Origin of the sequence: Pseudomonas sp. Sample_23 (assembly GCF_004307595.1) — a bacterium.
Lineage (GTDB): Bacteria > Pseudomonadota > Gammaproteobacteria > Pseudomonadales > Pseudomonadaceae > Aquipseudomonas > Aquipseudomonas atacamensis.
The window spans coordinates 1-12,799 of record NZ_RCNX01000027.1 but is presented as its reverse complement, the minus strand read 5'-3'; the positions used below and the strand labels follow the sequence as shown (position 1 = coordinate 12,799).

The following is a 12,799-nucleotide window of genomic DNA, read 5'->3' as shown; positions in this document are numbered from 1 at the left end:
GTTCGATCAGACGATCCGAGCCACCTTCGGCGACGCGGCGTTCGATCAGACGATCGGAACCACCTTCGGCCAGACGGCTTTCGATCAGCTTGTCCGAACCGCCTTCGGCGATCATGGTGTGCGCCGGGGTGGCGGCGAAAGCGTTAACTGCGAAAACCGAGAAAGCGATGCTGAGAAGAGTCTGGCGTTTCATGATGGTGTGCTCCGGGGTGTTGTTGGTTGGTATGGAGCTGATGTTACGCCCGGAATTTTTTATGAGAACTTCATTGCCGTGATGGTGAACATCGACGTCGATGATGGTTGCGGACAACCGCGTAGCAGAGCCTCAGAGCACCTTCACCGCACGCCCGATCGCCTGAATCGGCCCGGTCGGTTTGCCGATCGGCGAGCCATTGGCGCCTTCCAGGGTCAGCTCAAACAGCTGGTTCGGCTGCAACGGCGGCAGTTTGTCCAGTGGCACCGACAACGCCTGCCCCGGCTTGACCAAGCCCAACGACACCGGCCCCGACCAGCCGTCAGCCTTGGTCCAGAACTCCAGCGCCTTGTCCGCCGGCACCTCGACCACGCCCAGCGGGATCAACTGGATCTCCCGCGCATTGCTCGCCTGAATCACCCAGCCCGGCGCCTTGTCCTGCGGCGCGACCAGCACCACCAGATAACTCGGTTTCGGCGCAGTCTGCGTCAGCAGCATCGTGCCGAGGATCAATGTCGCCGCCAGCCCGGCCGCGCTCAAGCCGCGCCACAGCGGCAGCAGATTCCACCACGAGGTTAGCGGTTTCTTCACCGTCAGCCGTTCGAGACTGCGTTCGATACGAGGCCATAACTGCGCCGAGGGTTGCTGAGGTTCGGCCAGATCGGTCAGCTCCAGCAGGCGCCGCTCCCAGGCATCCACCGCTGCACGCAGTTCGGGATCGTTCGGCAGGCGCCGTTGCACCTCGATGCGCTGCTCGAACGACAAGGTGCCGAGCACGTATTCGCCGGCCAGTTCATCCCGTTCCTGCGCTGATTCGCCGGTCATCCCATGCACTCCCGCAAAGCATTGAGGCTGCGCTTGATCCACGCTTTGACCGTGCCCAGCGGCGTGTCGAGGCGCGCGGAAATCTGCGCGTGGCTGTAACCGTCGACGTAGGCGTGGAGGATGCAGCTGCGGCGCTGCGGTTCCAGTTGCTCGAGGCAGCGATGAATGCGTGCCGAGTGAACATCGACCGCCTCATCAGGCGCCGCTGCCTCATGTTCTTCGCTGAACGGCGTTTCCCGACTTTGCTTGCGCAGCTGATTCAAGGCCAGATGCCGGGTCACGCTGAACATCCAGCCCCGCGCCGAACCCCGCGCCGGATCGAACCCGGCCGCGCCGTGCCAGATCTTGATGAACGCCTCATGCACGATATCCTCCGCCAGCGCCGTATCGCGCAGCAGCCGCTTGGCCACGCCGAGCAGGCGCGGGCCTTCCTGCACATACAAATCGCGCAAAGCCGCGCGCTCACCCCGGGCACAGGCGGCGAGGCGGGCTTCGTAATCGAAAACGGATTCGGCTAAAGGCATGGGGTGCAATCTAGCTCACATTTCCCAAACATCCAGACGCATTGTTCCCTGTGGGAGCGAGCCTGCTCGCGAATGCGGTGGGTCAGAAAGTAATAAGGCGACTGACCTTCCGTCTTCGCGAGCAGGCTCGCTCCCACAGGATTGTGCACTGCTTCTGAATATCAGTTAGCCGCCCAGAAAATATAATCCGCCTGGTACTTCACCACTTCCTGCTTGCCCTTGTTTGCCATGGTGCACTCACTGCCGGGCGCGACGCCGCCCTTGAGCGCGACACGCTGGATGTAGCTGACCCCGGTCATCGCGCCTTTGCCCTCGGCCGGGTTGGCCTTGACCAGTTGATAGGGCAGGTTGCCCGGGCTCGAGGGTGCCACGGCGAGTTGTGTGCCGGTGACTTTCGAACCGTCCTTGGCTTGCCATGTCGCTGGCGGGCCGAAATAGGTGCCGACCTGTTTGCCGCTGCGATCATTGAGCACCGCTTTCGGGCCGACAAAGGTCCATTCGGTCTGCCCGGCCATATTGGGCTTGTCGCGGCATTCGTAGGTGATCTCGCCAACCCCGGTGGTTTCCAGGGCAATCTTGTGCCCGTCCGGCACCTTGATCGCGTCGGGATAACTGCTCTGGGCGAAGGTGGTCGCGGTGAAAGCGAGCAAACCGGTGAAGCCAATCAGCTGGGTGATGTTCATCCGATGATTCTCCGAAAAGGGTAGGGCGCTGACAGCACCAGAGTGGGCTGTTACAGGGACTACCCGTGACGGAGGCGATTGGATGCAGTGCCGGAAAAATAAATTTCAAACACCACCGATCAAACCTGTGGGAGCGAGCCTGCTCCGGGCGGCGTTCCGACGAAAGCGTCGGGTCAGTCAGCACTTATGTGACTGACGCAGCGCATTCGCGAGCAGGCTCGCTCCCACAAGGCTCTCTGTAAGGCTTGAGGCCCGAGGCTTTCAGTAACTCTTGGGTATACGGATGTTTCGGCGCAGCGAAAATCTCCCGCGACGATCCTTGTTCAACCACCTTGCCATCCTTGATCACCATCAAGTCATGCGCCAGCGCATGTACCACCGCCAGATCATGGCTGATGAACAGATAGGTCAGCCCATGCCTGATCTGCAACTGGCGCAACAACTCCACCACTTGCTTCTGCACCGTGCGATCCAGCGCCGACGTCGGTTCGTCGAGCAGGATCAGCGCCGGTTCCAGCACCAGTGCGCGGGCGATGGAGATGCGCTGGCGCTGGCCGCCGGAAAACTCGTGAGGGTAACGATGGCGGCTCTGCGGATCGAGGCCGACTTCCTCCAGCACGCGAATTACCGCTGCCTCGCGCTCGGCCTCGCTGCCGATGCCGTGGGTCAGCAAGCCTTCGGCAATGATCTGCTGCACCGACATGCGTGGGCTGAGGCTGCCGAACGGGTCCTGAAACACCACCTGAATCTGCCGGCGCAACGGGCGCATCAGGCGCTGATTGAGCAGGCTCAACTGCTTGTTGCCGAAACGGATATTGCCCTCTGATTCGACCAGTCGCAGGATCGCCTGGCCCAGCGTCGACTTGCCCGAACCCGACTCGCCGACGATGCCCAACGTCTTGCCGCGTTGCAGGGTGAAACTGACCCCGTCCACCGCTTTGATGTAATCCTGCTGACGGCTGAAGAGTTTTTTCGGCAGGGGAAACCACACCTTCAAATCATCGACTTCCAGCAGGTTGTGCTCGTACTCACTGGGCACTGGCGCGCCGCTCGGTTCAGCCTCGATCAACAAGCGGCTGTAAGGATGTTGCGGCGCCTGGAATAGCGTCTCGCAATCGGCCTGTTCAACGATCTCGCCTTGACGCATTACGCACACACGCTGAGCGATCCGGCGCACCAGATTGAGGTCGTGGCTGATCAGCAACAGCGACATGCCGAGGCGCTGCTGCAGTTCGATCAGCAGTTCAAGAATCTTCTGCTGTACGGTTACGTCCAGCGCCGTGGTCGGCTCATCGGCAATCAACAGTTCCGGCTCGTTGGCCAGCGCCATGGCGATCATCACCCGTTGCCGCTGACCACCGGAAAGCTGATGCGGATAGGCTTTCAAGCGCTGCAACGGCTGGCGAATACCCACCAGCTCGAGCAGCTCCAGGGTCCGCGCGCGGGCGGCGCGGCCCTTGAGGCCCTTGTGGATTTCCAGCACTTCGCTGACTTGCTTTTCCACCGTGTGCAGTGGGTTCAGCGAGGTCATCGGCTCCTGGAAAATCATCGCAATGCGATTGCCGCGCAAACCACGCATCTGCTGTTCGCTGGCGTGCAGCAAATCCACGCCGTTGTAGCGAATCGCGCCGCTGCTGCTGACGCTCTTGCCAGGCAGCAGGCGCAGGATTGAATGCGCCGTCACCGACTTGCCCGAGCCGGATTCACCGACCAGCGCCAGACACTCGCCACGGCGAATATCGAGGTTCACACCGTGCACCACTTCTTGCCCGGCGAAGGCCACCCGCAGGTCGCGAATTTCAATCAGGTTGTCTTGCATGTCAGCTCCTCGGATCAAAGGCATCTCGGCACGCTTCACCGATGAAAACCAACAAAGACAGGATCAGCGCCAAGGCAAAAAACGCTGTCAGCCCCAGCCACGGTGCCTGCAGATTGCGTTTGGCCTGGCCGATCAACTCGCCCAGCGACGCGGTGCCGGCGGGCATGCCGAAGCCGAGGAAATCCAGCGCGGTCAGAGTGGCGATGGCGCCGGTGAGAATGAACGGCAGGTAGGTGAGGGTGGAGGTCATGGCGCTGGGCAGAATGTGCCGGTGCATCAGTTCGCTGTCGGTCAGGCCCAGCGCGCGCGCGGCTTTCACGTATTCGAGATTGCGTCCACGGAGGAACTCGGCGCGCACCACGTCGACCAGCGCCAGCCAGGAAAACAGCGCCATGATCCCCAGCAGCCACCAGAAACTCGGCGAGACGAAGCCGGAGAGAATGATCAGCAGATACAGCACCGGCAGCCCCGACCAGATTTCCAGTACACGCTGCCCGAGCAAGTCGACCCAGCCGCCGTAGTAGCCCTGCAAGGCCCCGGCGAGAATGCCGATCAACGCGCTGATGGCGGTGAGGATCAGCGCGAACAGAATTGAGATCCGCGTGCCGAAAATCACCCGCGCCAGAACATCGCGGGCCTGATCATCGGTGCCCAGCCAATTGCTCGATGACGGCGGGCTGGGCGCCGGTTCGGTGAGGTCGTAGTTGACCGTGTCGTAGCTGAACGGGATCGGCGGAAACAGCATCCAGCCGCCCTGATCCTCGATCAGCTTGTGCACGTAACTGCTGGCGTAATCCGGTTGAAACGGCAGCTCGCCGCCGAAATCGGTTTCCAGGTAATCGCTGAGGATCGGAAAGTAAAAAGCGTCGTGGTAGCGGATCACCAGCGGCTTGTCATTGGCGATCAGCTCGCCACCGAGGCAGATCAGGCACAGGCCGATGAACAGCCACAGTGACCAGCGCCCACGGCGGTTGGCCTTGAATTGCGCGACGCGGCGCTGGCCCAGAGGCGACAGTGTGAACATCAGGCAGTCCTCGCCGAGAAATCGATGCGCGGGTCGAGCAGGGTGTAACAGAGGTCGCCGATCAGCTTGATCAGCAGGCCGAACAGGGTGAACAGAAACAGCGCGCCAAACACCACCGGATAGTCGCGCGATACCGCCGCTTCGTAGCTCATGCGCCCGAGGCCGTCGAGATTGAAAATGGTTTCGATCAGCAGGGAGCCGGCGAAAAACACTTCGATCAGTGCCGACGGCACACCCGCAACCACCAGCAGCATGGCGTTGCGAAACACGTGGCCGTACAGCACGCGCCGCTCTGTCAGGCCCTTGGCTCGTGCGGTGATCACGTACTGCCGGCTGATTTCGTTGAGAAAGCTGTTCTTGGTCAGGATCGTCAGCGTGGCAAAGCCGCCGATCACCAGCGCCGTGACCGGCAGCACCAGGTGCCAGAGGTAGTCGCCGACCTTGCCCAATGTGCTGAGGCTGTCGAAGTTGTCCGACACCAGCCCCTGCACCGGAAACCAGTTGACGTAGCTGCCGCCGGCGAATACCACGATCAACAGAATCGCGAAGAGAAACGCTGGCATCGCATAACCGACGATGATCGCGGTGCTGCTCCAGACATCGAAGGCACTGCCGTTCTTGATTGCCTTGCGAATGCCCAGCGGGATTGAAATCAGGTAGGTAATCAGCGTCGCCCACAAACCCAGCGACAGCGACACTGGCAGCTTCTGCACGATCAGGTCGGTGACCTTGGCGCCGCGAAAGAAACTGTTGCCCAGATCCAGTTGTGCGTAGTTTTTCAGCAGCAGCCACAGGCGTTCGTGCAGCGGTTTGTCGAAGCCGTAATGGCGTTTGATTTCCTCGATCAGCGCCGGGTCCAGCCCACGGCTGCTGCGCCCGGCACCGCCGACCGCCGCGACTTCGCCGCCACCGCCCATGCTGTGCCCGCCAAAGCCTTGCAGGCGGGCGATGGCTTGTTCCACCGGGCCGCCGGGTGCGGCCTGCACGATAAGAAAATTCACCACCAGAATGCACAACAGCGTGGGGATGATCAGCAGCAAACGGCGACTCAGATAACGCAGCATGTCACTGGCCTCCCGCAAGCTGAGCGCTCATCTGCTGCGTCGTCAGCGGCCTGGCCGAGACTTCCCACCAGGTGTTGAGGCCTTCGTCATACGAAGGTTGCACGGCGGGCATGCCGAAGCGGTTCTGATACACCGTCGGCGTGCCTTTGGAGTAGTAGTTGGGAATCATGTAGTAACCCCATTGCAGCACCCGGTCGAGGGCGCGGGCGTAATGCACCATGGCTTCGCGGCTGTTGGCCTGGACCAGCCCGTTGAGCAGTTGATCGACCGCCGGATCGGCCAGCACCATCGCGTTCGAGCTGCCGACTTGCGTGGCACTTTGCGAGCCATACAGGCTGTACAACTCGCGGCCCGGGGAGACGATCGGATCGCCACTGCGCGGGAAAGCGCAGACGATCATGTCGTAATCGCGGGCGTTGAGACGGTTGATGTATTGCGCCGAATCGATGCGGCGCAGATTGAGCGTGATGCCGATCTGCGCGAGGGTGCGTTTGAACGGCAGCAGCATGCGATCGAAGCCGCCCTGACCATCGAGAAAGGTGAATTCCAGCGGCTCGCCGGCGGCGTTGACCAGACGATTGTTTTTCGCCGTCCAACCGGCTTCGCCGAGCAGCTTCAGCGCTTGCAATTGCTTGTCGCGGATGTAGCCGCTGCCATCGGTTTTCGGCGCTTCATAGACCGTGGTGAACACCTCGTCAGGAACCTTGCCGCGCAACGGTTCGAGGATCTTCAATTCCTCGGCATCGGGCAGGGCGCTGGCGGCCATTTCACTCTTGGGCCAGAAGCTGTTCTGACGCACGTAGAAGCCGCGCATCATCTGTTTGTTGGTCCACTCGAAATCCCAGAGCAGGCTGATCGCCTGACGCACGCGGCGATCCTTGAAGAACGGATTCTGCAGGTTGAACACGAAGCCCTGAGCGGCGGTGGGTTTGTCCGGGGCGAGGATCGACTGTTGCAAACGACCGTCGCGCAATGCCGGGCTGTCATAGCCGACCACATAACCGGACGAGGAGAACTCGCGGTTGTAGTCGAACGCGCCGGCCTGCAGCAGTTGGCGAGCGACGTCGGTGTCGCCGTAGAAATTCACCGTCAGGCTGTCAAAGTTGTACATGCCGCGACTGACCGGCAGGTCCTTGCCCCACCAGTCCGGGTCACGCTGGAAACTGATGCTGCGCCCGGCGTCGACCTTGCTCACCCGGTACGGGCCGCTGCCCAGCGGTGGCTCGAAGCCGCCGCCGTTGGCGAAGTCGCGGGTCTTCCACCAGTGCTCGGGCAACACGCGCAGCGTCGCCAGATCCAGTGCAAGGGTGCGATTGAGGTTGTTCTTGAAGGTGAAACGGACCTGGCGTGGACCTTCGACCAGCACGTCCTGCACGTCGGCATATTGCTGGCGATAGCTCAGGCTGCCCTTGGTCATCAACAAATTGAAGGTGTAGCGCACGTCTTCGGCGGTGATCGGCGTGCCGTCGGCAAAGCGTGCCTTGGGGTTGAGGGTGAAGCGCACCCACAAACCTTCGGGATCGCGCTCGATCTGCTGCGCGACGAAGGCGTAAACCGTGTAGGGCTCATCCAGCGAACGGAACGCCAGCGGCGCGTATACCCAGTCATTGACCTGCACCACCGAAATGCCCTGATCGGCATACGGCGTGATGTAGTTGTACTGACCGATCTCCATCGACGCACGGCTGAGCGAACCGCCCTTGGGAGCGTCGGGGTTAACAAAATCGAAATGCTTGAAGCCGGCCGGATACTTCGGCGCCTCGCCGTACACCGTCAGCGCGTGACCGCCAGCGGCCAACGCCGACGCCCCGAAGCACAGCAGCGCACTGCCGAGCAGCAGAGCGGGCATGTTGCGCAAAACATTCATGAAGTCACCCTTGAAATCCCTGAAGGAACCCGGACCCCCGGTGGGAGCGAGTCTTTGTGGCGAGGGGATTTATCCCCGATCGGCTGCGCAGCAGTCGCAAGATCAACGCATGCGGTACTTCTGATGCTCCGCGTCGGCAGGTCTTGGAGGCGCTTCGCGCCCCATCGGGGATAAATCCCCTCACCACAAAGGCTCGCTCCCACAGAGGGATGCGTTTTATTTGGGGTTAGAAGTGGTAAGTCATGCGCGCAAACAATGTCCGGCCCAGCGGGTCGGTGTAGCGCGGGTCATAGCCGCTCTGGAAGTTGTAGGCCTGGTTGGAGAACGGCGGGTTGCGATCGAACACGTTCTTCATCCCGGCATCGACATCGAGCACCTTGTTGAAGGTGTAACCGGCCGACAGATCCCACACCGAATACGAGGCCACGCGCGAATGGGTGTCGCGGTCATAGTCGTTGTAACCGGTGGTGAAGCGGTTGGTCAGCGCTGCTCGCGCCGCACCCAGGCTCCAGCTGCCGGTGAGGTTGTGCTTCCAGCGCGCGATCACGCCGTCACCCTGAAAGTCGCCGACCTTGTCGGTGAACGGGCCTTTGATGGTGCTCTGGAAGTCGTACTCGTCGACATAGGTGCCTTGCAGGCCGAGGCCGAACTGACCGTACGGCGTGTTCGGAAAGCGATAGTCGAGCGACACGTCGACACCATTGGTCTCGACGACGCCGAGGTTGGCGTTGCCGGTGACGATGTAGTTGAGCGTGCCGTCGGCGTTGCGCACGAAGCGGTCCGGGTAGGAGCCGGCCTGATCGAACACGGTGGATTCCGGGAATGGCTGGATCTGGTGGAGATGTGAATCCACCAGAAATCCAGACCCACCGAGAGGTTGCTGATCGGCTGGTAGACGAAGCCCAACGTCACGTTGCGCGCCTTCTCCGGGGCCAGATCTTCGTTGCCGCCAATCTGGTTGAGGAACTGCTGACCGCAATCGCGGCCGCCGTTGCCGCCTGGTTGCACTACGCCGCCGGTACACAGCACCGGATCGTTGTAGTAACCCTGAGTGAACGTGATGCTGCGCGGCGAATACAGCTCGTACAGCGATGGTGCGCGGAAACCTTCGCTGTAGGCACCACGCACCACCAGCTCTTTGATCGGCTGATAACGGAACGAATATTTCGGGTTGGTGGTGCTGCCGAAGTCGCTGTATTTGTCGTGGCGCACAGCGGCGGACAGTTCAAGGCTGTCGAGCACCGGCACGTTGAGTTCGGCATAGGCGGCCTTGACGCTGCGATCACCTTCGACGCTACCGGCCGGATCGATGCCGAGGCTCTGGATGTCGCCGGCGAACGACTCGAAGTCCTGATGGAATTTCTCCTTGCGGTACTCGCCGCCCAGCGCCAGACCGGACGGACCGGCGCCGAACCAGTCGCCGATTTCACGGCTGACGCGGCCATCGAAACCGGCGACGCGGCCCACGGCTGTGGAGTAGGCGCCGTGGTACGCGGCGGCGTCGATGTACTGCTGGCCGGCAGCGGTCTGCGGGCCGAACGGGTTGAGCAGACCGCTGGCCAGGCCGTCAATCATCGCCTGGTCGCTGACATAACCACTGGTGACGCTGGAGACGATTTTGTTCTGGTTGTACGAGGCGCCGACGTTGTAATCCCAGCCGCCGACCAGACCGTCGAAGCTCAGCAGAAAACGCTGGCTGGTGTTCTGGTCTTTCGATTCACGCGGGCCGGCAGCGGTTTCACGCCAGTTGACATCGACTGGCTGCGTCGGGTCGAGGGCGAAATCGGTCGGCGCCGGGGTGATGCCGTTGCCGGGGTAGTAGGGCGAGGAAGAATCCAGGCTCAGACCAGTCAGTGGCGCCGGGCCGACGGCGACGGCGTTGTTGTTGCGCGACCAGAAATACTCAAGGTTGGCGTTGTGATCATCGCCGAGCTTGGCAGTGGTCTTGCCGAAGAACGAGGTCTTCTCGGTTTGCGGCACCAGGTCGATGAATTCACGGGTGCTGAAGCGGCACAAGCCGTCGCGGGCGATCAGGTTGGGGCCGTTGCAGTTGCTGTTGGCCAACGGGTTGGTGGCGTTGCCGTTCTGGCTGTAGTTGCCGGGGAACGCGGTGCCGGAGGTCTGATCGAGACCGCGACCGGGCGCGTAGTCGGTGGCGAAGGAGCGGTCGTTGGCGTCGAGGTTCTGCTGCTTGTTGTAGTTGAACACGCCGAGGACGTTGAAGCGGTCTTCTTCCAGATCGCCGTAGCCCCAACTGGCGCTCATGTCCTTGGTCGCGCCGCCACCGCTGTGGGTCGGCGTTTCACCGCCGAGGGTCAACGCGCCGTCGGTAAGGGACTTCTTGGTGATGAAGTTGATCACACCGCCGATGGCGTCGGTGCCGTACAGGGCCGAGGCGCCGTCGCGCAGCACTTCCACGCGCTCGATGGCTGCAAACGGGATCATGTTCAGGTCCACCGCGCCGCCGGCCGAGTTGGTCCCCGACAGGGCATTGTTGGCCAGGCGTCGACCGTTGAGCAGCACCAGCGTCTTGTTCGCGCCGATGCCGCGCATGTCGGCAAACGACGCACCGCCAGTGGCCGCGCCGACGGAGCCAGCGCTGTTGTTGATCGACTGGCTGCCGGTGATGCGCTGCACCAGTTCGGCGGTGGTGGTCACGCCCTGTTTGCGCAGCTCTTCAGCCTTGAGAATGGTGATCGGCACCGCCGTTTCCGCATCGACCCGGCGAATCGCCGAACCGGTCACTTCGACCCGTTGCAGTTGCGTGGTCGGCGCCGCCACCACAGCGGCTGCCGGCGTGGCGCTGTTGTCGTCCTCGGCCGCTTGCACGGTCCCGGCGCCCATCCCCATGGCCACCAGATACAGCGGAACGAAACGGTGGCGAGACATGGTTGCCACCAAAGGTTTGAGCGTGAAGCGTGGAGTGTTCATCAGCATGGTTGTTTCCGATTTTCAGACGTTATCGAATTGGCCTTGTGAGCCGCTCATTGCTCCGCTTCCGGTGATACCGCGCGCGGAAAACCACTTTCTTCAAGCAAGCCGATCCCCTCCGAAGACGCGTAGCGTTTTTTCGGTCGGCCGGGTGCGACGGGATTTCTTTTTTCAGCGGTGCCGGGCGGATGCTTTCAACAGCCGCCCGGCACCGTCATCAGTGGGTGGTCATCACCGAAATCTTGCTGATGCCGGAGCGTTCGATCGATGCCATCGCCTTGGCCACCTGGCCGTAATTGACGGCGGCATCGGCCTGCAATTGCACACGCACTTCGGCGTCTTTGGCCTTGACCTCCTTGAGGCTGGCCTCGAGGGATTCCGGGGCCAGTTCGGTCTTGGCCAGATAGAACTTGCCGTCCTGATCGACGCTGACCACCACCGGATCCTTCTTTTCGGCGGGGGCGACGGCGTCGGTTTTCGGCAGGTTGACCTTGATCGCGTTGGTCATCAGCGGCGCGGTGACAATGAACACCACCAGCAGCACGAGCATCACGTCGACCAACGGCGTGACGTTCATTTCGCTGAGCACTTCATCGCTGTCTTGGGTAGAAAAGGACATCAGCTGGCCTCCCGCACGGCGTTGGTGCTTTTGCTGGCGATGGCCTGGCGGCTGATGGAAAAGGCACTGCGCGAGGCGAGGGCGTCGAAGTCGTGGGCGAAGTCGTCCATGTCCGCCGAGGCGAGTTTCAGCCGACGCAGGAAGAAGTTGTAGATCAGCACTGCCGGCACGGCGACGGCGATGCCCACGCCGGTGGCGATCAGCGCGTGACCGATGGGCCCCGCCACCGCCTCAAGGCTGGCCGAGCCGGTTTCGCCGATGCTTTGCAGGGCTTCCATGATTCCCCACACGGTGCCGAACAGGCCAATGAACGGCGCGGTGCTGCCGATACTGGCGAGAATCGCCTGGCCGTTTTCCAGCGAGCGACGTTCTTTCTGGATCTGCTGGCGCAGGTTGCGTTCCAGGCGATCGGAACGGTTGATGGTGTGCGCCAGTTGCTGCGTGGTGCGCGGCGAATCTTCCACCAGCAGGGCTTCGAAACCGCTGCTGGCGATGCGCGCCAGCGAGCCTGGATACTGGCTGGCGTGTTCGGCGGCGGTGAGCAGGTCCGGCGCGCTCCAGAAGGCTTTGGTGAACTGTTTGTTCTGCGCTTTCTGGCGCAGGTACTGGGCCGACTTGACCAGCAGGATCGCCCAACTGACCACGGAAAACAGCACCAGGCCCCAGAGCACACCGGGGACAATCATCGAAGACAGTGAATCGTTCATGGCTACACCTCGCTTGCGTTAATCAGTAATGAGTCGGTTGCGCCGTCATTGCGGCAATTTGAAATCGATGGTCTGGGTGGCGAAGCCGTCGATCGGCGTGTCGCCGCGCTTGGCCGGAATGAACTTCCAGTTCTTCACCGCCGCGACGGCCGCCTCATCCAGTTGCGGCTTGCCGCTGGACTTGGTCACCGTCACGCTGCCGGCACGGCCGTTGGCCAGCACCTGAATGCGCAGCACCACGCTGCCTTCCCAGTTGCGGCGCAGCGCCAGCGACGGGTATTCCGGCGGCGGGTTGCCAAGGCTGGCCAGGCCGGAAATCGCCGCCGACTCCTTGACCGGAGCGGGCGCAGCAGGTGGTGCCGGTGGTGCGCTCGGTGTCGTCGGCGCCGCAGGTGCGGACGGTTGCGCCGGGGCGGGCGGCGTTTTCGGTGGCTCGACTTTTTTCGCCGGTTTTGGCTTTTCCACCGGTTTGGGTTTTTCGATCGGCTTGGGCTTCTCCACCGGTTTGGGCGGCGGCTTGACCGCGTCCTCGTCCTCCACCGG

General features: G+C 62.1%; 10 protein-coding genes and 2 pseudogenes. All 12 read right to left on the bottom strand.

The window, feature by feature from the left end; genetic code table 11:
- Window positions 1–193 (bottom strand): annotated as a pseudogene (locus D8U82_RS05705) (hypothetical protein); the annotation flags it as partial.
- Window positions 194–325: 132 nt separating this feature from the next.
- Window positions 326–1,018 carry an anti-sigma factor gene (locus D8U82_RS05700; protein ID WP_016775384.1) on the bottom strand — a complete coding sequence of 231 codons (693 nt, stop codon included), beginning with the start codon at window positions 1,016–1,018 and terminating at the stop codon, window positions 326–328.
- A complete protein-coding gene (locus tag D8U82_RS05695) occupies window positions 1,015–1,542 on the bottom strand; it encodes a sigma-70 family RNA polymerase sigma factor (RefSeq protein WP_130901822.1) in 528 nt (175 codons plus the stop codon). Before D8U82_RS05695 ends, D8U82_RS05700 begins: the two co-directional genes overlap by 4 nt.
- Window positions 1,543–1,703: 161 nt before the next feature.
- A complete protein-coding gene (locus D8U82_RS05690; RefSeq protein WP_016775383.1) occupies window positions 1,704–2,225 on the bottom strand; it encodes a DUF3455 domain-containing protein in 522 nt (173 codons plus the stop codon).
- 184 nt (window positions 2,226–2,409) lie between these two features.
- Window positions 2,410–4,044 carry an ABC transporter ATP-binding protein gene (locus tag D8U82_RS05685; protein WP_130901821.1) on the bottom strand — a complete coding sequence of 545 codons (1,635 nt, stop codon included), beginning with the start codon at window positions 4,042–4,044 and terminating at the stop codon, window positions 2,410–2,412.
- Between the two features lies 1 nt (window position 4,045).
- Complete coding sequence (locus tag D8U82_RS05680; RefSeq protein WP_130901820.1) at window positions 4,046–5,068, bottom strand: ABC transporter permease; 1,023 nt, start codon at window positions 5,066–5,068, stop codon at window positions 4,046–4,048.
- Window positions 5,068–6,132: a microcin C ABC transporter permease YejB gene (gene yejB / locus D8U82_RS05675; protein WP_130901819.1), complete on the bottom strand. Its 1,065-nt coding sequence runs from the start codon at window positions 6,130–6,132 to the stop codon at window positions 5,068–5,070. The genes D8U82_RS05680 and yejB overlap by 1 nt, the downstream gene beginning before the upstream one ends.
- 1 nt (window position 6,133) lies before the next feature.
- Complete coding sequence (locus tag D8U82_RS05670) at window positions 6,134–7,999, bottom strand: extracellular solute-binding protein (RefSeq protein ID WP_130901818.1); 1,866 nt, start codon at window positions 7,997–7,999, stop codon at window positions 6,134–6,136.
- A 226-nt stretch (window positions 8,000–8,225) separates the two neighbouring features.
- Window positions 8,226–10,936: pseudogene (locus tag D8U82_RS05665) on the bottom strand (TonB-dependent receptor).
- Window positions 10,937–11,147: 211 nt separating this feature from the next.
- On the bottom strand, window positions 11,148–11,549 hold the full coding sequence (locus D8U82_RS05660) for a biopolymer transporter ExbD (RefSeq protein ID WP_016775377.1): 402 nt from the start codon (window positions 11,547–11,549) through the stop codon (window positions 11,148–11,150).
- Window positions 11,549–12,256, bottom strand: coding sequence for a MotA/TolQ/ExbB proton channel family protein (locus tag D8U82_RS05655; RefSeq protein WP_122703670.1), 708 nt, complete (start codon window positions 12,254–12,256; stop codon window positions 11,549–11,551). Before D8U82_RS05655 ends, D8U82_RS05660 begins: the two co-directional genes overlap by 1 nt.
- Before the next feature lie 45 nt (window positions 12,257–12,301).
- On the bottom strand, window positions 12,302–12,799 hold a 498-nt coding region (locus tag D8U82_RS05650), incomplete at its 5' end, for an energy transducer TonB (RefSeq protein ID WP_130901817.1).